We start from the raw sequence: 25,360 nt of genomic DNA, 5'->3' as shown, positions 1-25,360 counted from the left end.
TTGCCTAACAAGTTAAATTTCAGATTAAAATTATCTGCAAGGTTTGTCCACAATTGTTTACAAAATTTTACAAAAATCCCATCAAGTGAGGGTAATTTGTGACAATAAGAGGCAAAATTGAGATAATTGTTTACACTTATTCACAAATTCTCATAATTTCCACATGAAGAACAATCAAGCCCTTAATCCGGTTTTACTGATTCATGGTATTTTCGACACGATCGCCATTTTCCAAGTGATGTCTAGGCATCTGAGACAAAAAGGCTGGGAGGTTCATAGCTTCAACCTGTGTCCCAATTACGGATTAAGTGGCATAGAATGCCTAGCAGAGCAAATTGTCGAATATGCTGATCAAAACTTTGCCCCCAATCAACCCTTTGACCTGGTAGGTTTTAGTATGGGGGGAATTGTCAGTCGCTACTATGTACAGAAGCTAGGGGGAATTGAACGAGTCCAAAGATTAATTACCATTTCGTCCCCCCATAACGGAACGATGACAGCTAACCTCTATCCAACCCAAGCGGCGGCGCAAATGCGCGCCAACAGCCCCCTACTGTTAGATTTGAATAACAATATAGGAATGCTCGATCGCCTCAATTTTACCTCAATCTGGACTAGATTTGATCTGATGATTGTTCCGGCGAACAGTTCACACCTAAATTTGGGGGAGGAAATTATCCTTGATGTGCCACTACACGCTTGGATGGTTAAAGATGCCAATTGTATCGCAGCAGTGGAGAAGGCTTTGAGAACTGCTGCTCTATAAAACTTAAACAAAACCGGACATAGCCGGATATTGATGTTTATTTCTGGCTTCGTCCGGGACTGTCGGCAGCACCCCGTCCACAAGTGTAATCGTCGGAACCAGGCGATTTTTCTAAATTTCTACTGGCGTTCAAATCTCTATCAATCTTCAGGCCACAGTTTGGACATTCAAAAGTCCGACGGACTAGGGGCATTTTTTGACGATAACCGCAATTAGAACACAGTTGACTGGATGGATAAAATCTATCGGCAATAATCAACTTTGAACCATAACGTTCTGCCTTGTAACCTAGTTGACGACGGAACTCATAAAATGAAGCATCAGCGATAGAACCCGCCAAACCATGATTTTTCAGCATACCTGACACATTCAAATCTTCAATGACGACTTGGCTGTGGTTCTTAGCCAAGAAAGTAGTTATTTTATGAATGGTGTCCCGCCGAATGTTTGCTACTCTTTGATGTAGCTTTTGAACTTTTAAGAGACATTTGGCCCAATTTTTCGAGCCTTTGACTTTGCGACTTAAATGACGTTGTAATCGAGCTAGTTTTTTGGTGGCTGCTTTATAAGCCTTGGGATTAGAGAATTGGGTCCCATCGGAGCAAGTCGCCCAATTGTTAATTCCTAGGTCAACCCCGATTCTCTCTCGATATTTAGGTGTGATTTCTGGTGTGATTTCTACGAAAAAGCTAATATACCAGTCACCTGCTTGGCGCGTTATAGTGACTTTCTTAACTAGACTGGGTGGTAGAGCCTCAAATGTAGAAACCCAGCCCACAAAAGGCAGCTTATGGCGAGTTCCTGACAGATTGAATGGTTGGCCGCCATTGTCAAGGGTAAAGCTATCATGGTGGCCTTTCTTCTTAAATTTAGGATAACTGCTTATTCCTTTGAAGAAGCGCTTAAAGGCATCCCCTAGATTAATGAAGGCATATTGATAAACTCTAGAAGACAATTCGGACATCCAAGGATATTGAGGTTTCACATAATGAGTAAAAACCTTTTTGATGGAGTTGACGTTAGGCTTGAGTCCCTCTTCATAAGCTGACATCCATAAGTGTAATCCCCAATTGAACACAAATCGAGCATACCCCGCGTGTTTGGCCATCAAGGTGCGATGACGGTCATTGAGTTTTAGTTTTGTCCGGAAAGCTTTGTAAGCCATGATTTGATTTTACCATGAAGAATCCGACTTGATGAGTATGTCGTCAGGGAAATTTGGCATGGTCTGGGGTTTGACCGTATACTCATTATTGAGTTGTGAATCTTTTGGGGTATTGTACGTTATTGTCCTAAGATGTCAAGCAAATCTTGGATTAAATTCTGGCTCTAAAATTCCAACAAGGCAAAGTGATTTAAAATCTTATGTATCCACAGCTATCATTATTATCGAATCCAGCGGTAGCAGCGATCGCTATTAATACCCTACTATTGGGAATTGTCGCCCTACTACCCAAAAAACTCTTAACCCCCTCTGGTATTGTACACGCTTGGATTTTAGGCGTGTTAGTCTGGGTAAGTCTCCAAGGACCCGGATATATGGTGGTGGGGTTTTATTTCGTGATCGGATCAGCAGTGACCCGCATTGGGATGGCTGAAAAAGAGGCGGCGGGTATAGCCGAAAAGCGATCGGGTGCTAGGGGACCGGAAAATGTCTGGGGATCTGCCTTAACTGCGGCGCTTTGTGCTTTGGGAATTTGGGGGTTAAGGGGGCTGATGGTTGATAGTCCCATAACTGCGATCGCCACACCTTTACTGATGTTGGGATATGTTGCCAGTTTCAGCACTAAACTCTCTGATACCTGTGCCTCAGAGGTCGGTAAAGCCTATGGAAAACGAACTTTCTTAATTACTACCATGCAGCCAGTGCCGCGCGGTACAGAGGGCGCTATCAGCCTAGAAGGAACTGTGGCTGGTGTGGTAGCATCCCTAGCCATGGCTATGGTGGGCTGGTCAGTGGGTTTAATTGATGCCATGGGGCTGTTATGGTGTATAATAGCAGCGTTTGTCGCTACTAACCTAGAAAGCCTGATCGGAGCCACTTGGCAAAATCAGGTGGGGTGGCTCACCAATGAAGTCGTCAATTTTATCAATACCCTAATCGGGGCGATCGTTGCTATCGTGTTAGCAGTTGTCTATTTTCAACTCCCGATTCACTTTTAAACCCCCAGATTAGCTCAGTATTAGCATACCCAAATCCCAGATCATTGCTATATTAGGGGTAGACCTCATCTGGGGTGTATACTCCAGTTAGATTAACAACCACGTTCAAATTACTTTTACCTATGTCTCAACCATTTTTGACCATTAATGATAACGACTCTCTTACCCTGAGTCAATCATTACAATATCTCCAAAATTCCGGCAAGTTGCAGGATTTTCTGGCTAATATTCTCAGGCAATATGTAATTGATAAAGAACTGCAATCTCGGGATGAAGTTAACTCCAATGCAGCCGCCATTGAGCAAGCCGTGATTAATTTCCGCCTGGAACGTAATCTCAGCGACCCCCAAGCCTTCCAAACTTGGCTCGATGAAAACCGCTTGACCTATAAAAGTTTTCATGACCAGGTTTCTAATGGGTTTAAACGAGAAACTCTCAAACTCGCAGTAGTTAAAGAGAATTTGGAGGAATATTTCCAAGAACGCAAACCGTTTTTAGATTCCGTAGTCCTGTCACGAATTGTGGTTGATGACTATGAAATGGCTGAAAGTTTAAAAAGCAAAATTGCCTCGGGAGAAGGAAGTTTTGAAGCCTTAGCGCGGGAATATTCTCTCACCACAGAACGCCGGGTTAATGGCATGATGGGAGCCGTAAGTAAAGCCACATTACCAGATACCTTAAAATCTACCATTGAAGGGGCTAAGGTGGGTCAAATTATCGGACCTTTTGAAGTCGAAGGGCGCTGGTGTTTGTTCAGAATTGAAGAATTTATCGACGTGACTTTGGAAACCAAAGGCATTAAAAAACAGTTGCAGGATGAATTGTTCGATCGCTGGATGAATGAACAACTAAAAACCCTGACTGTGAAAATGCAAATTGGTGATTAATTTAGGGCTGTGGGAAAGCCCTTTGCAGTTGTTCAGGAGTCAACTCCTCCAAAATGGTCATCTGAAACAGGCTGGAACCTATAGTATTTAGATAAGCGTCATTTAAGTAATTGCGGTTATCTAACTCTCGGCGAATATGTAGGTTAAAAAACGTCAGGCTGAGTGCTTTTAAATAGGGATAAGCGAAGTTGGGGTCAGGACCAATAATTTCTGGGGGGATGGGTAATTGTCCCCCCTCTTCTTGTAAAAAGGAGAAGTGAGTCCCTCCCTCAAATAACACTAGGATGTTGTCAGAGTTGGTTAACCAGGTGAAAGGCTCAATTTGTTCTGCAATGGCTGGGGTAATATAATCATTGGTTCCTGATACGATCGCCACTGGGATATTAATAGCAGCCATTCCCCTTTCACCAAAAACTAAGCTGCTAAAGGGATTAATAGCGATCGCTGCTTTAATTCTAGGGTCCCGAAAGTTCTGACGTTCTAAAGCCACTTCCAAAGCTCGACATTGGAGGATAATTGATAAATTGAGGGTAATGCGCCGATTGGGAAGATCAGGACAATACTGGCTCAGTATCTGGGGGTTCAATTTCGCTCCCGCTAAGGCTAACACCGTATACCCCCCAAAAGATTGACCAACTACGCCAACATTTTGCAAATCTAGCCTTTCTCGCCAAAATGGGTCAGAAGCTGATTTTTGTTCCAGTAAGTCTAGTAAATAACTAATATCTGTGGGGCGCGCGGCAAATTCTGAAGGGTTAGGAGGTTCCTCGAAACCTTGTAAAAATCCTTCAAAACGATTAGCACTGGTGGCGATATGTTCGGGAATGGCTACCGCAAAACCATGGGAGGCGAGATGTTCGGCTAAATAGCTAAAGGTTTTTGGGTCTGACCCTAACCCGTGGGAAATAATAATTAGGGGGGCGGGTCTGTCTATATTTTCCGGTAAGTATAAAAACAGTGGCGAAGGGCGATCGCGATTAGGATTGAAAAATACTACCTCTGCTTCTCTCCAGCTATAGGGTCCCATAGTCCGGGGGTTAGGAATGGTGAATCTTTGTTGCGGTCTCCGGTTAGCACTATTTTCCGCCGACCTCTGCTGTGAGATTTGCTCGATAATTGTCTGATCTCTAAATAACACCTGAGTTGTTTCGTTGATCACATCGATACTAAAATCTAAATCAATGCGAATTTGAGGGTCAGGGAACTCCTGGAGAATACCCATAATCGTTAGACCTTCTGGACGTTTAGAGGCTTGAGCGATCGCTGTTTTTAGAGCCATATAACCATTTTCGCCGCCTCCAGTATTCACCACTCTACCCATGCGCCGCAAAATGGTTTCTCCTGTTGGCGAATTTAAAAACCGATCTATACTCCAAGGACTCGCTTCAAAAGGGGATTTTAAACCTCTTCTTAATCCTTCCGGGTCTTCGATATTCAGTAAATAACCATACACAAATAAAAGCGGTGTACTCTCCCCAGACTCGACAAATTTTTCCAGTTCAGCTATGGAAATTGAGGTGTTTGCTATACCATAGGATATGATCATCTCCTCCGCGCTGTGAGCGGGGCTTACTGATGCGATCGCACTCAAAATTACAGACGATAAACCCACCCCAAATATTTGCCATACAGACGAAAACCATTTACCAGCCACAGCCATAAATTCCAATTAATCCATAATCTAATAACTTTCGCTAATATATCAACCCGAATCGATTTAAATTTTAAAGTATTGTTAAGAATTGATACATTTTTATTGATAATGCCTCGCAAATAGTTGACGAGATTATGGGGGTTGTGGTATCCTCCAATAAATCGTTACCAAGGGCTTATTGTGTCCTTATCCGAAAATAAAGCCTACAACCCTGATTCTATCATAATCCAGAATATTACAGCCTGTTCAGAAATCATCTGATCACCTCTCAAAGTCCCTCTCCCTTTCTGGGAGAGGGATTTAGGGTGAGGGCAATGTATTACAAAGTCCCTCTCCCTTTCTGGGAGAGAGGTGTAGGGTGAGGGCAATGTATTACAAAGTCCCTCTCCCTTTCTGGGAGAGAGGTGTAGGGTGAGGGCAATGTATTACAAAGTCCCTCTCCCTTTCTGGGAGAGGGATTTAGGGTGAGGGCAATGTATTAAGCGACTGGTGAACAAGCTGTATCTCAGCAAAATTTAAAATTCCCGATGCACGAGTTTTCCGAGAAAATCGCAGCGCCATTTTCCCCCCTATTGACAAAAACCCAATTTTGTGATACGCAAGCCCCGTCCTCGGAAAGGGCGGGGAGTATCAAGAATCAATTGGCACTATACTCAAAGCCATGGTCATCAGCATAGCGATGCAAAAATCTCATCACCCGCCCAAAAATATCCTCAGAATCAACCTCAAAAGTACATTCTGCTTTCGAGAGTTCATCATCTCCCACATAGAAGAACTTAACACCTGTGGGACTTACGCGGATTTCTCCTTCTTCATCCCGGAGCCATAAATGGCTAATTTGTTTGCGATAAGCCCTGAGTTTTTCGATCGCCTTGAGTTGTTTAAAGACTAAAACGACAATCTTGGTGTTGCTGTCTCGGCGTTTGCGGAGGCTAACCCCACCCAGTTCCTCGTCAAGTCCATCGATAAACTGGATAGATGTAGACACAACCTATTGCTCCATAGAGTTTAGCCAAAGTTTAACTCGGAATTAAGTAGAAACACTCAAAACCTCATAAAACTTAACTTCTAGGGGTTAGAGAAACTGTTGATTCTACCACCGCCAATCACGCGACCGGGAGTGCTGCGAGGAGAAGTAAAGGGAGCCTGTTGCTGGATCACTTGATTTTGATTATTTGGGTTTAAATTGGTGGGACCGACCACATAGTTATTGGGATTGGGGGTGGCGGGCTGAAAGTTGGGAAAACCACCAGAATTGTCCGTCTGAGGCTGATTACGCCCAAAAGGATTAGTTCCGGTGTAGTTATATTGTCCGTGGGGGTTAGCGCGGTTGGGAGGTAGCACGGGTGCTGGTGGTAAACCACCTGGCTGGGTTCCAGATAAGGGCTGAGGTAGGGAACGGTTAGTTTGATATGGGTTAGGCGCTACATCAACAGTGGCTGCATTAGTTCCATCAATGGGGGCTACGGTTCTGGGAACCACCCAACTGGCTTCGGGAATTTGAACTGGGGGTGCGTATGCGGGTAGAGGAATACCAGAGGCGGTGTTATTATCCCCATTTGTCGATGATGGGGTAGCCACCTGACTATTGCTGCTTCCAGTGACTATCAGAGGGTTGAACATCCCTTGAGTTTGGGTTTGGGTTTCGCCTTCGGATTCACTTGTTGATGATGAGAAAGACTGACCCATCGCCGCCTGTAGTGGGGTGGGTGCTAAGGGGGAGTTAGTTAGGGTTTCTTGATTGTCCTCCTGGTTAGCTGGGGTTCCCCACCCTAATAAACCAAAGGATGCAGGTCTATTATTTTGGGTATTTTGGGCATTTTGCAGAGCCTGGCTGGTAGCATTGAAGGGACTGGTGGCTGTGGTTTCGGGGAATGGTTCAGGTAGGGTGGTTGTTGCTTCACTCGATCGCAAATTTCGGGAACTCTGGGTTTGGGTATTTTGATCGGACCGAGAGTTACGGCGGCGAACTTCCTCGAATACGTCTTCTCCGCCTTGGATAGGATTGTTAAACAGGCTAACATCCTCCGGGTTGTTTCGGCGTAACTCTTCGAGTAGTAAGCCTGAACTGTCAATTTCGGCAGCGATCGCCAATTCTTCCGGAGATAGTCCGCTTTCGGAGGTTTCCGATTCCCAGTCAATCCGATAGAGTTCGGGATTTTCTGAAACTTCCCATACAAATATACTCACTAGGGAAATCACACCAATGGGTCCCCACACCCTCGGCTGGGCGATCGCCTTCAGTTTGGCAATAATCGGGTTAACTTGTTTTTCAACATCATGGTTGTGGTCGTGATGTTGATGTTGATGTTGATGTTGATGGTGTTGTTGATGTGACATGATTGATCACCGATTGAGTATAAGGACAGGACTATCCCAGGAATTTGATAAAGCCTTCAGGAACAAGTTGAGCTTCTCCTGACTTAAATCTCTCCACGGGAACCCAGAGGGCTAATTTTTGGCGATCGCCTTCCTTAAATGGGATTTGTTCCTGTTGGTAAAATTGGCGATCAGCAAATTTACATCGATACAGTTGGATAATTTCATGTCCCTGACTACCATTATAAACGAAAATGCTTTCCAGGCAATCTAGGTATTCTATATCAGTAATTTCCGCGTTGAGTTCTTCGAGAAATTCTCGTCGGAGTGCATCTCGACTATGTTCGCCAAAATCTACACCTCCTCCTAAAGCACGATAAAAGGTTATTTGTTTTTCCTGGTCGTATCCCTGAGACACCAAAATGCGATCGTTATCCTCAATTAATCCTAATGCAATTACCCTAATTTTCGGTTTAGCCATGATTCTGAGTTCATTAGATTTTATCGGCAGCATTCAAGAGATACCATCGTTAGCAAAATCAGGATCATGGCGATTCGTTGAGACCGGCCAATCTTGATTTTGTCCCCCAATAATTAACTCTTCTATCGTGACATAATCTTCGCTGAGTTGTTCCAAAGAATTAATCAAAACATCCAAAGCCAAAGCATCACTGGTTCCCAAATCAAACCAACAACGCGCCCACAATCCCTCATATTCTACTTCCCCCATATTGTGCATGAGTGCCATCATAGCATCATGATTTCTGTCATTCTCATAAGTCATATAATTGAGGTCAACCCCCACTTCTTGCACCTGCAATTTTTCTGCATTAAATCCCCCCAATTTTCCCAACAAAAACCAGGAATTAAAAACCTCCTCAATATACTGTCTTTCTATCATGGAAGGAATGGTGCTAAACCTTAACCAAATCCAGACATCAAATTGATTAAACTCTCTAAACTTTACATCCATGATACCAGATGAAACCTCTCTATTTTTGGTCATGATTAAGGCATATTTACCCCCAGTCTGCCATGATATTACCTAAAATAACCGCGACTTATGGGGAAAGGCAGATAGATTTAGTGGGGGGGTTGATCAGGCTGTTATAAAGGCGGTAACTGAGTAGGTCCCCATAAACTATTATAATCTCTGATGGTATTGCGTAGGGGATGACAAGGGCGGTCTAAGCTGTCAATATTATTAAGTGTTTTGCACTGCTCATAAAAAATCTGAGCGACAGTCAGCTTAGGAAGTTGATCAGGTTGTGATAATGCTACACTAAAGCTCTGGTAAGCAGCATCCAATAGCTGAGGGTTATTTTTCTGCCTACCGAGAGAGGCGAGAATCTGAGCCTTGAGATAGAACAATTCTGGATGAAAAGGCACTTCTTCTAAGGCTTGATTAACGACAGTTAAAGCCCGGTCTAATTGGTCAAGATCTCGATAGGCGATCGCAATTCCCCAAAGGGCGAGATAACGAGGACCTGCGTAACGTTCCAGGCGCTCTACAGCAGCCATGGGGTCAGAAAAAGGCAAATTTAAACCGAGAAATAAATCCATATATCCCTTGAGCAAATTTAGCTCTGGGTCTTGAGGATCAATTTGTTCGGCGGCATTCATCAATCGTAGCACAGTTTGCAGCTTATTTAAAGCCTGGGGAGCCCCCTTAATAGTTCCTTGAGTTTGGACAATATAAGCACCCTGTAAAAAATGACCCACCGCCATATAGAGATTTCCCCGTAGAGGGTCAGAAACCATAAGAGATTGAGCAGTTTGCAGAGTTCGGTCGGCGTAGCGTTTCATAGCATCCCAGTCTTGAGCCTGATAAGCTAGAGAGGCTTGGAGAGCAAAAACCATTGGTTCGTTAGTACCAAGCTGTTCAGCCTGTTTGAGGTACTTTTGCGCCTCAACATAGTGTCCTCGCTCAAACATAGCCCGAAAGGCGGCTTCGGTTTGTTCACCCATAACCCTAGGATTATTAGTGCGGAAGGGGTCAGCCGCAGTAGCAGTTAAAGATAACAGAGCGATCGCAATAGGGGTAATACCAAACAGGGTGATAGTTTTGGAGTGAATGGATTTTATAAGATTTGATAAGCTAATCATAGGGATCTTTCCTTGAAAATGCTAATGGGCTGGAGTTTTGCCAAAATTCAGCCCCTAGGGGAATCGAGTCATGCTATCATCTGCACCTAGTTTGTGCCAGGATGGATAGGGTTTGAGTAACATTGAGAATTGCTCTCTATGCTGTATATCAGAAATTTGCTTTATCATCCGGCCGCCTGCAATGCTCCCATTCTGAATAATATTAATTTAGAACTGCCTCCGCAACAGTTAGGCTTGATTGTGGGTAGTAGCGGTTCTGGTAAAAGTACATTACTAGAAATTTTAGCGGGTCTGGCTCAAAAAACCAAAGGAGATATTCGCTGGCGTGAACAGGAGTTAACTTCTGAACAACTACCACAACTCGCGGGTTTAGTGTTTCAGTTCCCGGAGCGACATTTCTGCGGTGGTTCGATTTTGGAAGAGTTGCGACTGGGACACCCAGAAATCAGACTCGATATGATGCAAAATGCTTTGGGGGAAGTGGGGTTAGAGAGTCTATCCTTAGAAAAGGCTCCCCATTCCCTCAGTGGCGGACAGCAGCGACGGTTAGCCTTAGCGGTACAATTAATCAGACAACCTCATTTATTGATGTTAGATGAGCCGACAGCGGGTTTAGATTGGTCAATGCGGCGGCAGTTGGTGGCTTTGCTGGACAAGTTAAAATCTCACTGGACTTTATTGGTTGTTACCCATGATGCGGGGGATCTGTTGGAAATTGCAGATTGTTGTTGGCGACTTGATCATGGCAATTTGCAACCTGCTGATCCGCAGACTTTGCTGAAAAATGTTGATCCGGCTGTGGTGTAACGATAGTGTTGGAGGAATTGGGTTTGGGGGAAATTCAGTCGGAAGGTTGGGAAACTCTGGGTTGGATACCTAGCGATCGCCAACTGGAAATTTTTAATATACTCTATGAGCAGATTTTGGCGGGTAATCAACGGCTTAATTTAACCCGCATTACTGATCCGGTGGGGTTTTGGGAAAAGCATTTATGGGATTCTTTGCGGGGGGTCGTACCCTGGTTGTCCGGGGATAAATTGCCTTTGCGGGTGATTGATATTGGTACTGGCGCGGGTTTTCCTGGTGTTCCGATCGCGATCGCTATTCCCACAGCCGAAGTTACATTGCTTGATAGTACCGGTAAGAAAATTGCTTTTTTACAAACTCTCGTCCCTCGTCTGGGTCTGGAAAATGCTATCCCCTATTTGGGACGGGTAGAAGCGATCGCTCAACAGTCCGACCATCGCCAAAGTTATGATCTGGTCGTCTTACGCGCTGTCGCTGCTGCTACCGTGGCGGCTGAATATAGTTTACCCCTACTCAAAATTGGCGGCGTGGCGGTACTATATCGCGGTCAATGGACCCCCCCAGAACAGCAGGATCTACAAAATGCGATCGCTCCCTTGGGCGGTAAACTAGACTCCGTGGAATCCTTTGTCACTCCTGTAACCGAAAGTGTCCGCCACTGCGTCTATTTACGGAAAATTAAACCCACACCCGATCGCTTTCCCCGTCCTGTTGGTATTCCCACCCAAAAACCCCTAGGGTCTCTATCCTCCAACTCGTAGGATGGTAGGGTGCGTCAGAGCCAGGAAATCGCCATGACAACCCGGTGAGCAACAACTGACCCACCATTTCCCCCGGCTGGGGCATGATTTGATCAATGATTTAAGGATGTTAAACTCCAGTCAGGGCGGAGGTTTTTTGCACCTCGTAAATAGGGATGATGTACTTGAGTTTTGTGGCTGGGGAAATTGACATGAACGAGTACGCGAATACAGCGTTCTAGGCTACCCTTGACATACATTTGCTGGACATCCAACAGAGGAACATTTTGCCAGTGGGGACGTTCTCTGGCGATCGCCGCCGGAAAAATCGCATCCAAATCGCGAGTCACAGAAAAAGTCGTACTGATAATCTGTTCTGGATCTAACTGGTTGCGAGTTTCCAATTCATCCAGTAGTTCCGTCACCGCTTCGCGAATTGCGTCAATGGAATTTTCCCTAACTGTCGTCGCGCCACGAATCGCTCGAACTTGCCACTCCACGCCAAATCCTCCTATGATGCTTAGTAGTATAGGTTAACGGGTGGTCAAACACCACCTCGCCTGTGATTGCTTAACCCCCTGCGTGGGAATGTTTAAGGTCGATACAGCCACAGGGGTAAACCACTGGTAGACAACTCAAATTCTACCCAATTTCGGGCATCCGAGATCCTGTTAGTCGCCGCCAGATTATTACTGAGAACCCGATTTAATAAAGATTTCGGCTTTTCCAGGGTACAGCATTCAGTTTTCTCCGGGTCAAGATTGACCATTTCCGCTGTCCACCGACGGGCATCTTCTTCACTCCCCAAGCGATCGACCACCCCCAACTGTAGGGCTTGTTCTCCCGTAAAAATGCGCCCATCAGCAAAAGATCGCACCGCCTCAATTTCCAAATTTCGAGACTCAGCCACAGTGCTGACAAACTGTTGATAACTCGTATCAATCAATTCTTGAAGGATTTGCTGTTCCGGTTCCGTTAATTCCCGGTCAAAAGCCAAAATATCCTTATAAGGTCCTGATTTTATTACCTTAAAAGAAACCCCAACTTTTTCCAGCAATCTTTCTAAGTTATTTCCCCGCAAAATTACACCAATACTGCCTGTAATAGTGCCAGGATTAGCCATAATATGTTCAGCCCCCATGCCAATATAGACACCACCAGAGGCAGAAATATTGCCAAAACTGGCAACAATTTTGACTTTTTTTCTTAAAGATTTTAGGGCGCTATAAATTTCCTGGGAGTCGCCAACTGTGCCGCCAGGACTATCAATCCTCAGCAGTAGCGCGGGAAATTTCCGTTCTTCAACGGTTTTCAGTGCCTCTAAAACCCGCTTGCGGGTATCACCAGCAATAGCACCACTAATTTCGATGCGAGCAATTTGTTTACGAAAACGAGACTTAAATGGCCAAATCATGAACTTTTGGGGCTTAATCAAATGGGACGGGTATCGCCGAGACCAGCAAACAGCTAAAATGGGCTAAAGCTAAACACCTCGTATATATCGAGGAGTACAGCCACCTTATTTAAGTATAATCCCACGGGGGGCTGTCTTAGCCGATGTTCTCAGCTAAAGTAGACTTTTTGGCAGTTAACCCCTATCATAGAAACAGTAACTTAACAAAACTACATATAGCAGCGGACAGGGAATCGGGAACACCGGACATCAAAAGGCCACCATCTAGGCTTCAAGTTGTGTCTACTGCTATAAATAGCACAACTCACCCCACCGAATCGGGTGAGTGCATATTCAAAGATTCCTGGGAGAAAACTTGCCAATGCTAACAAAGCAGACCAACACGGATTTACCCTTAAAACCATTATTGCTGATCGCGCCCTTTTTCCTGTGGGGTACGGCAATGGTAGCCATGAAAGGGGTAATTCCCCACACTACACCCCTATTTATGGCGGGGATGAGATTGGTTCCGGCGGGAGTGTTGGTTCTGTTATTTTGCTTAATCCAAGGAAGACCTCAACCTAAAACCTGGAAAGCCTGGTTATGGATTGGCTTATTTGCTTTGGTCGATGGCGCTTTATTTCAAGGATTCCTGGCTGAGGGACTGGTGAGAACTAATGCGGGTTTGGGTTCGGTGATGATTGACACCCAACCTCTCGCGGTAGCCATTCTCTGTCTGTGGCTGTTTAATGAAAGCATCCGCTTTTGGGGATGGTTAGGGTTGGTCATTGGGGTGATTGGTATTAGTGCCATCGGTTTACCGGATCAGTTGATTTTGGGGTGGTTTAACTTACTACCAGCAGAAGAAATGGTCGCCTCCTCGCCAATATTAGAAAGTGGGGAATGGTTGATGCTATTGGCCGCTTTGTCAATGGCGGTGGGGACGGTTTTAGTCCGGGGAGTGTGTCGCCACTGTGACCCGGTGGTGGGGACGGGTTGGCACATGATTATTGGCGGTTTGCCTCTATTTATGTTGTCCGGTGGCTGGGAAGCTGACCAATGGGTTAATATTGATGGCGGCGGTTGGATGGCGATCGCTTATTCGACTATTTTTGGTAGTGCGATCGCTTATGGCTTATTCTTTTATTTCGCTTCTAGTGGTTCCCTAACTAGCCTCAGTTCCCTCACTTTCCTAACCCCTATTTTTGCCCTGCTATTTGGTAATCTGTTTTTGGGAGAGGTACTCACTCCTTTACAGTCAATGGGGGTGGGATTAACCTTGGTCAGTATCTATCTGGTCAATCAGAGAGATATCTTGGCTGATAAGTTCAAATTTGGTCACTCTGCTGCTGAGTCTATCCCCTCAGAAACTACTCAACCTATGGAGGTATCCCTACCCGTAAAAATCCCGGAGTCCGAACCTAAATTGTAAACCTGAACTGCGAGCTAAGACTATGAAAGTAGGTGCCAACTATCTAGGAGGCGATCGCTGTGAATTTGTCGTCTGGTCCCCCCTTCGAGAAACTGTCAATCTGCAAATCGAGACACCATCACCTCGGCTAGTTCCCATGACTAAGGATTCTCAGGGATACTGGCGGGTGACCGTTTCTGATGTACCACCAGGGACTCGCTATCGTTATCAACTTGATGGCGATACCATTCGACCTGACCCCGCCTCTCAGTCGCAACCAGAAGATGTACACGGACCCTCTCAGGTAGTTGATCATCATGGCTTTCATTGGGAAGATAGCAACTGGTCAGGAGTCCCGCTGGCTGATTTAATTATCTATGAATTGCACGTTGGCACTTTTACCCCAGAGGGTACTTTTCAAGCTGTTATTTCCCGCATTCCCGAATTATTAGAGTTAGGAATTACCGCCATTGAATTAATGCCGGTTTCCCAGTTTCCTGGTAGTCGGAACTGGGGTTATGATGGCGTTTATCCCTACGGTGTTCAGACTTCCTATGGGGGACCAGAAGGATTAAAAGCTCTCGTTAATGCCTGTCATAAACAGGGAATGGCTGTGGTTTTGGATGTGGTATATAACCACTTCGGACCGGAGGGGAATTATACCCGTGATTTCGGACATTATTTTACTTCTAAATATCAAACACCCTGGGGAAGTGCCATTAACTATGATGATGCGGGTAGTCCGGGGGTGCGGAATTTCGTCTTAGAGAATGTTCTCTATTGGTTCCGCGATTATCATATTGACGCGCTGCGATTAGATGCAATTCATGCTATTTATGACTTTGGCGCTAAACATATTTTAGAGGAAATGTCCGACCGGGTAGCCGCACTATCTGAGGCACAGGGTCGCCAGTTTTACCTAATCGCTGAAAGTGATTTAAATGACGTGAGAATTATTAACCCCAAAAACCTGGGAGGTTATGGGATTGATGCCCAATGGAGTGATGATTTTCACCATGCTTTGAGAACCTTAATTACCGGAGATTTGACCGGGTATTATAAGGATTTTGGCAAATGTGCCGATTTGGCTAAAGCCCTATCCGAGAGTTTTGTCTACTCCTGGGATTATTCCCCTAATCGCGATCGCTATCATGGTAGTTATGCAGGCTCGCGCCCTCCCTCTCAATTTGTGGTATGCTGTCAAAATCATGACCAAATTGGCAACCGGATGTTAGGAGAAAGGTTGTCTCAACTGGCATCCTTGGAAGCCCTAAAATTAGCCGCCGCCACGGTATTGTTATCTCCCTATATTCCTATGTTATTTATGGGCGAAGAGTACGGAGAAACCGCCCCATTTCTGTATTTTATCAGCCACAGTGACCCCGATTTAATTGAGGCAGTTCGCCAGGGGAGAAAATCGGAATTTGAGGAGTTTCACGCCGTCGGAGAACCCCCAGATGCCCAAAGTATTGAGACCTTTAAGCAATCTATTCTCCATTGGGAAAAACGCAGCCAGGGACACCATAAAACCCTCTTAGGTTTCTATCAAAAACTGATTAGCCTACGCCATGAGATTCCCGCTATTAAAAAAGGCGATCGCCAAAGCCAAAAAGTCACCAGCGACGAATCCCAAAAACTAATATCTTCCCATCGGTGGACTGATAACTCTCAAATTCTGTGTATATTGAACTTTAATACACAACCAGTCACCTACCATTTCCAAAATTCTGGTCAAACTTGGCGCAAAAAGTTAGATTCCTCTGATTCTATATGGATGGGTCCAGGTTCTCATCTTCCTGATACCATTAACAATTCCCAGGAAATTACCCTAAACCCCGAAAGTTGTATCCTCTACAACTGTTAAACATCCATTCAGTCAACTACTACTTCCCTCGACATAAATTATGCGTATTCCTGTTGCTACCTACAGAATCCAATTTAACCCTAATTTTGATTTTGAAGATGCCCAAAAAATTGTCCCTTACCTGCAAGAATTAGGCATTTCCGATATCTATGCTTCCCCAATTTTTAAAGCCAGAAGTGGTAGTACCCATGGTTATGATGTCGTTGACCCCAACCAAATTAACCCCGAATTAGGTTCCCCAGAAACCTTTGATGAGTTAATCGAAGAAATCCAAAAACGCGACATGGGATGGGTTCAAGATATCGTCCCTAACCACATGGCCTATGATAGCGAAAATAAGCTATTGATGGATGTGTTAGAACATGGGCCAGATTCCGAATATTTTGATTATTTTGAAATTGATTGGGATCAGGCTTATGAAAACATCAAAGGACGAGTCCTAGCGCCATTATTGGGAGACTTTTATGGCAACTGTTTAGAAAACGGAGAGTTGAAACTTTCCTATAATGAATCCGGGTTAAGTGTCAATTATTACCATCTCAAATTCCCCCTCAGAATTGAATCCTATGCTACCCTCATCAGCCATAAAATTAACACCCTTTCCCAAACCCTAGGAAACCGTCACCCTGATGTAATTAAATTGTTGGGGGTTCTGTATATCCTCAAAAATATTCCCTCCGAAACCTCTAGCCAGCAGCGACGAGACCAGGCGGAATTTGTCAAAAAACTGCTGTGGGAAATTTATCAAGATAATCCAGAGATTCAGAAATTCATTGACGAAAATCTTGATTTCTTTAATGGGGATACCGGGAAAAGGGAGAGTTTTAATCTCTTGGATAACCTGTTATCTGATCAATTTTTCCGCCTGTCATTTTGGAAGGTCGGCGCAGAAGAATTAAACTATCGCCGCTTTTTTACCGTTAATGAATTGATTTGTGTTAGGGTCGAAGATTATAAGGTTTTTCAACGCACCCATGATTTAATTGGTGAGTTTGTCAAGTCCGGTAAATTTACCGGATTAAGAATTGACCATATTGATGGACTTTATAACCCAGTTCAATATCTGCGCTGGCTGCGGGAAAAAACCGGAGAGATTTATATTGTCGTTGAAAAAATCCTGGAATTAGAGGAAAAATTACCCGCTAACTGGCCGATTCAGGGAACCAGTGGTTATGAGTTTTTGAATTATGTCAATGGCTTATTTTGCCAGAGTAAAAATCAGGAAAGGTTTAATCAAATCTATGCCCAAATGACCGGACTTGCCAGAGATTATAATGATTTATTGGTCGCGAAAAAACGGCTAATTGCTGATAAGAATTTGGCGGGAGATGCTGATAATTTGGCACAGTTACTCAAGCGGGTTTGTGGTGATTATCGCTACGGACGAGATTTCACTTTAGTAGGTCTAAAAACTGCGATTATGGAGTTTTTGGTCAGGTTTCCGGTCTATCGGACTTATATTAATCAGGAAGGTGTGGGAGACGATGACCGCGCCTATGTGCAACAGGCGATTCGGGAAGCTAAGGGTAAATTGCCGGAACTTTTGAATGAGCTTAATTTGATGGAAAAGTTCCTGTTTCTTGATTATGATGAGTTTTTGAGTGAGGAAAATCAACAGTTATGGCTGCGTTTTGTGATGAAATTGCAGCAGTTTTCCGGTCCGTTAACGGCTAAGGGAATTGAAGATACTCTGTTTTATGTTTATTACCGATTTTTGGCGTTAAATGAGGTGGGAGGTGCGCCTAATCATTTCGGTATTTCTCTGGAAGAATTCCACCAGTTTAATCAGCAACGTCTGGACAGTTGGCCCCATGCCATGAATGCGACGGCTACCCATGACACCAAGCGAGGGGAAGATGTCCGATCGCGTTTAAATGTGATTTCAGAAATACCTGATCAGTGGGAAGAAAGGGTGAAGGTTTGGTCACAGTTGAACCTTGTTCATAAAACCAAAATTGATAGCAAGATAATTCCCGATCGCAATGATGAATATTTCCTCTATCAGACTTTGGTCGGTTCTTTCCCCTTCCTAGAAGAAGAATATCCTGAGTATATCCAACGGATTAAAGATTATGTGGTTAAAGCAGTCCGGGAAGCTAAAGTACATACGGCTTGGTTACGACCAGATACTGATTATGAAAATGGCTTTGTGAATTTTGTCGAGCAAATCCTGGATTTCTCGGAGGATAATAAATTTTGGCAGGAGTTCCGACCCTTCCAAGAAAAAGTCGCTTTTTATGGGGTGTTTAATTCCCTGTCTCAGACTCTACTCAAGTTAATCAGTCCTGGACTACCCGATATTTATCAGGGGACAGAATTATGGGATTTAAGTTTAGTTGATCCAGATAACCGTCGTCCGGTCGATTTTGATGGTCGCCTGTCCTATCTCCAGGAAATTAAGCGACGATCGCGCACCGGAATGGAGAATTTAATTGATGATTTAATGGCGACTTGGGAAGATGGTCGTTTAAAGTTGTTTTTAATTGCGCGGGTTTTACAAGCCAGACAGGAATATCTCGAGGTATTCCAACAGGGAGACTATCAACCTGTAGCGGTAACTGGTAAATATAGCGATCGCATTATAGCTTTAGCGCGCAGTCATGGTAAACAGACAGCGATCGCCATTGTACCGAGGTTTTTGACCGATGTTATAGAACCCCCTCAATTTCCCCTAGGTGATATTTGGGGAGATACCGCTATAATTGTTCCAGAAGGTAGTGGGTCTAATTGGCATGAAGCGATCGTCAATCATGACATAGCCGCCAGTCCCAACATTCTCGTAAGTCAAATTCTCCAGTATTTCCCCGTCGGTTTACTGATTAATGAATCAGTCCCCATTTCCGACAAATAATTCCCTAGTCTCCTTGGGGGTATTCTTCCCATAACTTTGTCTTTTGGCGAATACTCCCATAATTACCATTCCCCAAAATCAGGTGGTCGAGGATAGGTAAAGACAATAATTGACCCCCTTCCAGAAGTAGGCGGGTCAACTCAAGATCTTGATAACTAGGTTCAACATTTCCTGAAGGGTGATTATGAGCAATAATCAGACGGGTGGCATTGTGTTTGAGTACCTCCCGGAAAATGTCACGGGGATGAGCCAGGGTTTCTGTAGCCGTTCCTATCGTCAACAGCTTAGTTCCCAATAGGCGGTTTTTCACATCCATTAACAAGATAGCAAATCTTTCTTGTGTCTGCCACATCAAATTATGGCTGAGAGCATTAGCAGCCACCAGGGGACTGTCAATGACCGTCAATTCCGGGGGTTTAGATAGAAAGACTCGCTTTCCCAATTCGATCGCAGCTAGGATAGTGGTAGCCTTAGCCGGACCTACTCCGTCAATTTTAGTAAGTTCCGCGACGCTGATATTTGGCATCACGGAGAGGGGATCTTTCTGATACTGGCTGAGTTCCTTTAATATGTATTGTCCCAGACCAACCGACGAGAGTTTCCCTTTTCCCTGACCTGTTCCCAGCAAAATCGCTATTAATTCTGCCGTAGAGAGGCTTTGGGGTCCCAAAGCCATTAATCTTTCACGGGGTCTCTCACTCGTAGGGATATCCGCAACTCTGAGGCTGTAGGTCATGCCATAATTTACACTCGTAAGTTAGATGAAGCATTCCCCGATTGTAGCCCACAAATGACCAGTTAATTCCGAAATAAAAATAAAATTCCCCCGAATAGGGGGAATTGATTTAGGTCTTGCCTTTTTCAGGGATAGAAGCGATCGCTTTTGGTTTTTGGTAGCTTACGCCACCCCCAATCGCCTATCGCTCCTCAACCCCTATGTCACTAAATAATCAGAATGTCACTGGCGCTAATACGCGGGAAGGTTCCATCCGGCAGTTGACCGAACTGAGCAACAGGAAATACTCCTTCGTCCAGACTGCCGTTTTCATCGTACTTCAGCACACCAGATGCTTGTTCATAAATTAGCACTGGAGTATTAATGCTCGCATCCGCATCGCGATAAAGTCCAGTTGGCAAGTAAATAAACTGGTTCGGTCCAAGTTCACTGTTGCTGATTCCCGGAACCAGAGCAAAGCCAAAGCCACCAACACTAGCGTCTCTGACAAACACCAGTCGGTCATTACCACCCTGATTAAAGTCCGTAATAAAGTCCGCACCAGTGGTTTTAACCGCTTCACTGAAGCGATAGAAGAACTGGTTGTTACCCTCACCACCAACTAAGGTGTTAACACCGAAGCCACCTTCGAGGGTATCATCTCCAGGTCCACCATCGAGTAAATCATTACCGCTACCACCGAAGAGGAAGTCATTACCACCGCCACCGAGGAGAGTATCATCGCCAGCGCCACCTAACAGCAGGTCATTACCTGATCCGGTTCTAATCAGGTCATTGCGCTCACTACCCTCAACGGTATTGTTACCCTCAAGGTTGGTAATGCTTACGCCCTCATTACCTTCGCTAAAGAATTGAAGATTAGCTGCAGTGATACTGTCATTACCCAGCGTATTGGCAGTATCAGATAACAGGATGTCATTGGTGGTTCCCAATACAATGGTATCGTCACCAGCGCCACCAGCGATAACGTTAGTGATAGTACCTTGTGCGCCGATAATTAAGTCATTACCAGCACCACCAAACAGGCTAACCTCTAGGGGAGTAGTACCGGTACGCAACCACTCGCCACCGTTCAGGGTGTTGTTGCCATCGCCACCGTCCATGATACTGAAGCGTCGCCCCAGCAGGCTATCATTGCCTTCACCACCAAATAGGGAGTCACTCGCAAATATAGATACTAAGGTATCGTTACCAGGACCACCATCTAGGACGCTACCTCCCGCAAAACCTGATAGGGAACTATTAATACCCTGGGTGGTTAGTTGCGCTGAAGTGTTAGTGGATAGGAAGTCATCTCCCTCGCCGCCCAATAGGGTATCCTCAGCGGCAAAACTCATAATCGTATCGTTACCAGCACCACCATCTAGGAAGTTCTGGCCTTCTCCGAATCTGCCGATGGGACCTATAATTGAATCATTACCAGCACCACCCATCATGGTTACTTGGGTGATACCAACCAAGGCAGTCTGAGGATCAAAGGGGCTAATAGACCCTGTGGGGTTTTGAATTCTTAGGGTGTCGTTACCTTCATCCCCAGAAAGGTAGGATAGGCTGCCAACTCCGACAATTGAGTCATTATCTTGACCACCATAGAGACTATCTCCGGTGTTGATCCCAACAATCGTGTCATTGCCCTTGTTGCCGTTAACCCAGTTGTTACCTTGGTTAGCACCACCAACGGCTGGGGGAACCACTAGACCAACATTGCTCTGACCAGAGGCGCTGTAGAAACCGATTAGGTCATCTCCTTGACCCCCGTAGATGGTGTCATTACCCTGTAAACCACCTAATATGGTGTCTTCATCCTGATTCCCAAACATGAGGTTGCCGCCAGAGACTGCAACTAGCAAGTCTCTTCCGGCTCCTCCATAAAGAGTTGCTGGTTGTTCAGCGACGATGGTATCGCGACCGTCTCCACCCACTAAAGCCACCCCAGCAGCACGACCTAACAGAGAGTCATTACCAGGGCCACCAAATAGGGTGTCACCGGGGCCACGAGCTACCAGGACATCATTTCCACTAAGGTCACTGCCAACTAGGCTATCTCCATAAACCAGACTACCTCCCAGGGTTGAGGTGAAAATGGTGTCGTTTCCTCCAAGACCCAGGATTGTGTCTGGTCTAGGGGCAAAAGGTGCGTCCTGATTATATTGATCAGGTCCGCTAGTTAAAAAGGTTGGACCTCTTCCAGATGTCATTTTGTTTCACTCCTCCGCAATGATGTTTTTTGATCCGTTGGGACTACAGACACTGCCTGAAACACCAGAGATTGTTCCGCAGTAGTTTAACCTTTTTACCGTCAGCAAGTCTAGTCCCTTCCCCACTGTTCTGTCTACAATGTCTGTAGTGTGGTTAGGATTGCTTGGGTGTATTATGATTGGTTCTTGGGGCAATTTCTCCAGAAATGTCTGGTAATCATTACTCTTAAAGATTATCTTGGGTACTCTTGCTGTTGGGACGAAATATATCCCTACTATGTTCCTGCCCACTCCTTATTTCAGCCAGTTTCAGCCCAAAAGGGTCTTATAAGCACGCTGATAAGATTTCGCTCAGATATGATTTTATGCCCGGGAACTCCTCCTTTTTTCGTCTAGTCAAAGGTCTATTTGATGGGAATTATATGTTATTTCTGACCACTAACTTTGCTGTAGCAAAATTAGATAATCTGGGGTCAAAGTTTCGGGTTAGGGAAACCTCGATCGCCTATGCAATGACTGGCTGGGAGGAAATCTGTTCCCCAGAGGTGGGCTGGGATTTTTGAGCGACTTGTTCGATCAGTTGCAGTTGTTTTGACAACAATTTGGACAGATCATAACGCTCTAGGACTGTTTCCCTGGCTCGGACTCGCAAATCTGCCATACGGTTGGGGTGGTCTAATACCTCATCAACCCGGTCGGCGATTTGTTTGGGGGAAAAGAAATCGACCAGTAAGCCGTTGTAGCCATCTTGAATCACCTCCCGAATAGGGGGGGTGTCGGAACCAATGACTAGACAACCGGTGGAAAGGCTTTCTATCATAGACCAAGACAATACAAAGGGTCGAGTTAAGTATACATGGACTGCAGAGGCTTGAATCACTTTCAGGTATTGGCCATAGGGCAAGGGACCGACAAAGTGAATCCTAGATAGATCCAGGGGGATCTGAGCCAGCATTTTGTCTTTGTAACTCATGCCATTGGGTAAGGATTTACCGTAGCAAACTCTCTCGGATCCGACAACTACCACATGGCAGTTTGGTCGTCTTTCCTGTATGTACGCCACGGCTTCGATAAATTCTGGAAAACCCCTATAAGGTTCCATACCACGCGCTACATAGGTGACTATCTCATCAACTTGACTCAAGTCTAAATTAGGTAGTACCAATTTAGCGCTGGGGTCGGGTTTAAAGTAGGTGGTGTCTACGCCGTCATGAATGACGGAGATTTTCGATTGGAGTTCCGAGGGAAATTGCGATCGCTGCCAATAGGTGGGTGAAATCCCCCAATCACAGGAGTATAGGTCAATTAAAATCGGGCAATTTTTGACTCTAATCCTAGCCATATCATCAACGGTGAGGGGGTCGGCGGGGTCAAAGTCGGCATCGGAACCTTTAGCCTTATAAAACCACTCGAAATAACACAGTAAAGGGGTATCGGGAAAAGCCTCTTTGATGAAGAGGGTGGGACCCCAACCGGAGTGACCGCAGACGATATCGGGAACAAAACCCATGGATTTGAGTTTCTCAGCCATCCGATAGACGGCTTGACCATATATTACAGCACTTTCTATTCCCCGCAAATATTGGTGAGTTTCGGGGGCGCTGTCCCGGTTGGGGCTGAATAGGGCTTTAGTAACTCCGGGAATTTTCCATTCTGGGCGTTCGTATTTGGTACCGAAAATGATTTGATTATTGGGGTCTGCACCCAGGGCGGTGATAATATGTCGATATTGGGCGGGAAAGTTGGGATGTAGGAATAATGCTCGCATAATCAAGGAATAGTTGGGCTATGAAGTGATACTGACTGTGGGGGAAACGGGGGCGCGACAGATCCAAACGCAGTCACGGGGTACGGTGGTGGTGTCTTTGTGTAAGATTTCGTAGCCGATATGGCTGAGAAATTTAGCCATCAGGTTGTCGGTCATTATGGAAAAGGCGGTTCCTTGTCTACGTCCCAGCAGGTTCTGATCCCAATCTACTAGGAATTTCTGCCAACCGAGGTCACTGAGGGTGTTGGTGTGGTGGAATATACACAGGCGATCGCCTTTTAGTAGGGGTGGAATGCGGGTTAGATAGTTAAAAATATCACGGGGTTCGATGTGAACCATGGTGTCATAACAGAAACATACATCCAGGGAGGCTGGCGGAATGCGGTCTAGGGTAATGCCATCTAGTTTTACATAGTTTACTCTGTCTTCTCCCAGGCGATCGCGGGTAGCTTTTAACATTTCATGGGAGATATCCGCACAGGTAAGGCGATCGCAATATTTCAGCAGTAGGGCTGCTGTTTTACCGCCGCCAATGCCAATTTCTAGCACTCTATGCTGTTTCTGGATATACGGGGCGATAAATGTATTTTCTATAATTTGCTCATACTCAGCCCGTGATTGGGCCGCTCCTGCTGCTTTACCAATCCACTCATCACCGATATGATTAAAGTCGGGGTTGGTACTTACCCACGTTTGGGCGTAGTCATCCCAAGCGCCTTCATAGTCTATTTTCATGGTATCGCTCACGGTTTTGGGTTTAACCTCCTGGGGGGGTAAAGTTGACAGGTTTAACTTCTCGTGACTATCCCAACCTAAATCTTGGCCTAGAAATTCTCGTAGTTTGAGATTGTAGGGTTGGAAGTAAGCCTCCAATTGTTCGCGCAACTGCGGGGAAACTGGGGAATAGTTCCCAGCATTGTAGCGATTGTAGTTGCCTTGGTGATAAGGGGGAAGGTCTAGGAAGTTAAATACTTGGTTAACTACGGTGTCGGGGTGGGTGTATAGATCTTCACTGCGGATAATCAGAAATTGGGATCTGGGAAATATGGCCATCCATCTTTGTAATTGTTGGACATAGATACCTCGGTCAAGGTAACTATAGTGTTGATGGTTGAAACTGTAATAGGTTCCGTTGGCGCTGAGTTTTTCTTGTTCCCCTTCCAGCCGCCCGGCTTCCGCTGCGATCGCTTTTTCTAAGGATAGGGGTTCACAGCCTAGCTTCACTTCCCAGTAATAGTGAGAAATGGCCCGGTCTACCGGGTTCCTCAGTAGCACAATTAGTTTCACCTGGGGAGAATACTGGTGCAGTCTCTGGGGAACTGCGGGATGATATAAATAATAGGGCGACCCTTCCCCAGTTAGTTGCTGGGGGTGAGGTAGGCGGGGAAATTGGGATTGATACCACTGGGGTGGTTGATGGTAGTTGAGGGTGAAATAGTGAATTTCTTTGCTGGCTGCGGGGATAATTTGCGGATGTTGACAGAGATACTGATACAGAGAATTTGTCCCGCCTTTCTGGGTTCCGATAATTATAAAATGCGGCGGCGGTGCGATCGCTTTAGTTTCATCTGGGGTCAAAGACCAAGGACTCCCTCCGGTTTCCATTACCACTATTTACTATTTCCTCAATGGCCAATTTCTCTAGCGATCGTACACTAAATTCAGCTACAATCACCACGTCCCCGACAGTATTTTGG

Annotated in this window: 21 protein-coding genes; 8 read left to right on the top strand and 13 right to left on the bottom strand. The window is 45.2% G+C overall.

Annotated elements, in window-relative coordinates:
- Positions 1-163 precede the first annotated feature (163 nt).
- Positions 164-766 (top strand): esterase/lipase family protein, encoded by a 603-nt coding sequence (locus tag XZ46_RS27165; protein ID WP_006622416.1) that lies wholly within the window; start codon positions 164-166, stop codon positions 764-766.
- Between the two features lie 37 nt (positions 767-803).
- Here the strand turns inward: XZ46_RS27165 and XZ46_RS27160 are convergent, their stop codons facing one another.
- Positions 804-1,931: an RNA-guided endonuclease InsQ/TnpB family protein gene (locus XZ46_RS27160; protein ID WP_008056476.1), complete on the bottom strand. Its 1,128-nt coding sequence runs from the start codon at positions 1,929-1,931 to the stop codon at positions 804-806.
- A 200-nt stretch (positions 1,932-2,131) separates the two neighbouring features.
- Here XZ46_RS27160 and XZ46_RS27155 point away from each other — a divergent pair, with 200 nt between their 5' ends.
- Both XZ46_RS27155 and XZ46_RS27150 read left to right on the top strand, forming a co-directional pair.
- Positions 2,132-2,929, top strand: a complete 798-nt coding sequence (locus XZ46_RS27155) for a TIGR00297 family protein (RefSeq protein WP_006622418.1) — start codon at positions 2,132-2,134, stop codon at positions 2,927-2,929.
- Between the two features lie 122 nt (positions 2,930-3,051).
- Positions 3,052-3,816: a peptidylprolyl isomerase gene (locus XZ46_RS27150; RefSeq protein WP_006622419.1), complete on the top strand. Its 765-nt coding sequence runs from the start codon at positions 3,052-3,054 to the stop codon at positions 3,814-3,816.
- A gap of 1 nt (position 3,817) precedes the next feature.
- Here the strand turns inward: XZ46_RS27150 and XZ46_RS27145 are convergent, their stop codons facing one another.
- The 6 genes from XZ46_RS27145 to XZ46_RS27120 form a co-directional block, all read right to left on the bottom strand.
- A complete protein-coding gene (locus XZ46_RS27145) occupies positions 3,818-5,476 on the bottom strand; it encodes an alpha/beta hydrolase (RefSeq protein WP_008056480.1) in 1,659 nt (552 codons plus the stop codon).
- 631 nt (positions 5,477-6,107) lie between these two features.
- Positions 6,108-6,458: a photosystem II reaction center protein Psb28 gene (gene psb28, locus XZ46_RS27140; protein ID WP_006622421.1), complete on the bottom strand. Its 351-nt coding sequence runs from the start codon at positions 6,456-6,458 to the stop codon at positions 6,108-6,110.
- An 80-nt stretch (positions 6,459-6,538) separates the two neighbouring features.
- A complete protein-coding gene (locus XZ46_RS27135; protein WP_008056487.1) occupies positions 6,539-7,810 on the bottom strand; it encodes a hypothetical protein in 1,272 nt (423 codons plus the stop codon).
- A 31-nt stretch (positions 7,811-7,841) separates the two neighbouring features.
- Positions 7,842-8,270, bottom strand: a complete 429-nt coding sequence (locus tag XZ46_RS27130) for an NUDIX hydrolase (protein WP_006622423.1) — start codon at positions 8,268-8,270, stop codon at positions 7,842-7,844.
- Positions 8,271-8,303: 33 nt separating this feature from the next.
- Positions 8,304-8,762 carry a DUF3531 family protein gene (locus tag XZ46_RS27125; RefSeq protein WP_174447170.1) on the bottom strand — a complete coding sequence of 153 codons (459 nt, stop codon included), beginning with the start codon at positions 8,760-8,762 and terminating at the stop codon, positions 8,304-8,306.
- A gap of 134 nt (positions 8,763-8,896) precedes the next feature.
- Positions 8,897-9,895, bottom strand: coding sequence for a Sll0314/Alr1548 family TPR repeat-containing protein (locus XZ46_RS27120; RefSeq protein ID WP_048895330.1), 999 nt, complete (start codon positions 9,893-9,895; stop codon positions 8,897-8,899).
- Positions 9,896-10,033: 138 nt separating this feature from the next.
- Here XZ46_RS27120 and XZ46_RS27115 point away from each other — a divergent pair, with 138 nt between their 5' ends.
- Together XZ46_RS27115 and rsmG are read left to right on the top strand one after the other, a co-directional pair.
- Positions 10,034-10,702, top strand: a complete 669-nt coding sequence (locus tag XZ46_RS27115; protein ID WP_008056377.1) for an ABC transporter ATP-binding protein — start codon at positions 10,034-10,036, stop codon at positions 10,700-10,702.
- 5 nt (positions 10,703-10,707) lie between these two features.
- Positions 10,708-11,463: a 16S rRNA (guanine(527)-N(7))-methyltransferase RsmG gene (rsmG, locus tag XZ46_RS27110; RefSeq protein WP_008056378.1), complete on the top strand. Its 756-nt coding sequence runs from the start codon at positions 10,708-10,710 to the stop codon at positions 11,461-11,463.
- Between the two features lie 92 nt (positions 11,464-11,555).
- On the opposite strand, the gene aroH is transcribed toward rsmG, so the two are convergent.
- Together aroH and sppA are read right to left on the bottom strand one after the other, a co-directional pair.
- A complete protein-coding gene (aroH, locus tag XZ46_RS27105; protein ID WP_006670050.1) occupies positions 11,556-11,942 on the bottom strand; it encodes a chorismate mutase in 387 nt (128 codons plus the stop codon).
- A gap of 92 nt (positions 11,943-12,034) precedes the next feature.
- Complete coding sequence (gene sppA / locus XZ46_RS27100; protein WP_008056380.1) at positions 12,035-12,856, bottom strand: signal peptide peptidase SppA; 822 nt, start codon at positions 12,854-12,856, stop codon at positions 12,035-12,037.
- Positions 12,857-13,217: 361 nt separating this feature from the next.
- Here sppA and XZ46_RS27095 point away from each other — a divergent pair, with 361 nt between their 5' ends.
- From XZ46_RS27095 to treY, 3 genes are read left to right on the top strand one after another with little or no spacing between them, the layout of a single operon-like run.
- Entirely contained in the window at positions 13,218-14,267 is a 1,050-nt protein-coding gene (locus tag XZ46_RS27095; protein ID WP_008056381.1) for a DMT family transporter, read from the top strand.
- 22 nt (positions 14,268-14,289) lie between these two features.
- On the top strand, positions 14,290-16,110 hold the full coding sequence (gene treZ / locus XZ46_RS27090) for a malto-oligosyltrehalose trehalohydrolase (RefSeq protein ID WP_006670048.1): 1,821 nt from the start codon (positions 14,290-14,292) through the stop codon (positions 16,108-16,110).
- A 40-nt stretch (positions 16,111-16,150) separates the two neighbouring features.
- Positions 16,151-18,961, top strand: a complete 2,811-nt coding sequence (treY, locus tag XZ46_RS27085) for a malto-oligosyltrehalose synthase (RefSeq protein WP_008056382.1) — start codon at positions 16,151-16,153, stop codon at positions 18,959-18,961.
- Between the two features lie 4 nt (positions 18,962-18,965).
- On the opposite strand, the gene radC is transcribed toward treY, so the two are convergent.
- The 4 genes from radC to XZ46_RS31175 all read right to left on the bottom strand — a co-directional run bounded on the left by radC (position 18,966) and on the right by XZ46_RS31175 (position 25,268).
- Positions 18,966-19,697, bottom strand: a complete 732-nt coding sequence (gene radC, locus XZ46_RS27080; RefSeq protein WP_006622432.1) for a RadC family protein — start codon at positions 19,695-19,697, stop codon at positions 18,966-18,968.
- 206 nt (positions 19,698-19,903) lie between these two features.
- Positions 19,904-21,895: a calcium-binding protein gene (locus XZ46_RS37715; RefSeq protein ID WP_008056383.1), complete on the bottom strand. Its 1,992-nt coding sequence runs from the start codon at positions 21,893-21,895 to the stop codon at positions 19,904-19,906.
- 505 nt (positions 21,896-22,400) lie between these two features.
- On the bottom strand, positions 22,401-23,663 hold the full coding sequence (locus XZ46_RS27070) for a glycosyltransferase family 4 protein (RefSeq protein WP_008056384.1): 1,263 nt from the start codon (positions 23,661-23,663) through the stop codon (positions 22,401-22,403).
- An 18-nt stretch (positions 23,664-23,681) separates the two neighbouring features.
- Positions 23,682-25,268 carry a sulfotransferase domain-containing protein gene (locus XZ46_RS31175; RefSeq protein ID WP_008056385.1) on the bottom strand — a complete coding sequence of 529 codons (1,587 nt, stop codon included), beginning with the start codon at positions 25,266-25,268 and terminating at the stop codon, positions 23,682-23,684.
- Between the last annotated feature and the right edge of the window lie 92 nt (positions 25,269-25,360).

Source organism: Limnospira indica PCC 8005, from assembly GCF_000973065.1.
Lineage (GTDB): Bacteria > Cyanobacteriota > Cyanobacteriia > Cyanobacteriales > Microcoleaceae > Limnospira > Limnospira fusiformis.
The sequence above is the reverse complement of the archived record's forward strand: the minus strand, read 5'-3'. Positions and strand labels throughout refer to the sequence as shown.

What these genes read in the sequence shown, in the direction of transcription:
- XZ46_RS27165 (WP_006622416.1), top strand. Translation starts at nt 164, where the DNA reads ATGAAGAACAATCAAGCCCTTAATCCGGTTTTACTGATTCATGGTATT.
- XZ46_RS27160 (WP_008056476.1), bottom strand. Translation starts at nt 1,931, where the DNA reads ATGGCTTACAAAGCTTTCCGGACAAAACTAAAACTCAATGACCGTCAT.
- XZ46_RS27155 (WP_006622418.1), top strand. Translation starts at nt 2,132, where the DNA reads ATGTATCCACAGCTATCATTATTATCGAATCCAGCGGTAGCAGCGATC.
- XZ46_RS27150 (WP_006622419.1), top strand. Translation starts at nt 3,052, where the DNA reads ATGTCTCAACCATTTTTGACCATTAATGATAACGACTCTCTTACCCTG.
- XZ46_RS27145 (WP_008056480.1), bottom strand. Translation starts at nt 5,476, where the DNA reads ATGGCTGTGGCTGGTAAATGGTTTTCGTCTGTATGGCAAATATTTGGG.
- XZ46_RS27135 (WP_008056487.1), bottom strand. Translation starts at nt 7,810, where the DNA reads ATGTCACATCAACAACACCATCAACATCAACATCAACATCAACATCAC.
- XZ46_RS27130 (WP_006622423.1), bottom strand. Translation starts at nt 8,270, where the DNA reads ATGGCTAAACCGAAAATTAGGGTAATTGCATTAGGATTAATTGAGGAT.
- XZ46_RS27125 (WP_174447170.1), bottom strand. Translation starts at nt 8,762, where the DNA reads ATGGATGTAAAGTTTAGAGAGTTTAATCAATTTGATGTCTGGATTTGG.
- XZ46_RS27120 (WP_048895330.1), bottom strand. Translation starts at nt 9,895, where the DNA reads ATGATTAGCTTATCAAATCTTATAAAATCCATTCACTCCAAAACTATC.
- XZ46_RS27115 (WP_008056377.1), top strand. Translation starts at nt 10,034, where the DNA reads ATGCTGTATATCAGAAATTTGCTTTATCATCCGGCCGCCTGCAATGCT.
- sppA (WP_008056380.1), bottom strand. Translation starts at nt 12,856, where the DNA reads ATGATTTGGCCATTTAAGTCTCGTTTTCGTAAACAAATTGCTCGCATC.
- XZ46_RS27095 (WP_008056381.1), top strand. Translation starts at nt 13,218, where the DNA reads ATGCTAACAAAGCAGACCAACACGGATTTACCCTTAAAACCATTATTG.
- treZ (WP_006670048.1), top strand. Translation starts at nt 14,290, where the DNA reads ATGAAAGTAGGTGCCAACTATCTAGGAGGCGATCGCTGTGAATTTGTC.
- treY (WP_008056382.1), top strand. Translation starts at nt 16,151, where the DNA reads ATGCGTATTCCTGTTGCTACCTACAGAATCCAATTTAACCCTAATTTT.
- radC (WP_006622432.1), bottom strand. Translation starts at nt 19,697, where the DNA reads ATGACCTACAGCCTCAGAGTTGCGGATATCCCTACGAGTGAGAGACCC.
- XZ46_RS37715 (WP_008056383.1), bottom strand. Translation starts at nt 21,895, where the DNA reads ATGACATCTGGAAGAGGTCCAACCTTTTTAACTAGCGGACCTGATCAA.
- XZ46_RS27070 (WP_008056384.1), bottom strand. Translation starts at nt 23,663, where the DNA reads ATGCGAGCATTATTCCTACATCCCAACTTTCCCGCCCAATATCGACAT.
- XZ46_RS31175 (WP_008056385.1), bottom strand. Translation starts at nt 25,268, where the DNA reads ATGGAAACCGGAGGGAGTCCTTGGTCTTTGACCCCAGATGAAACTAAA.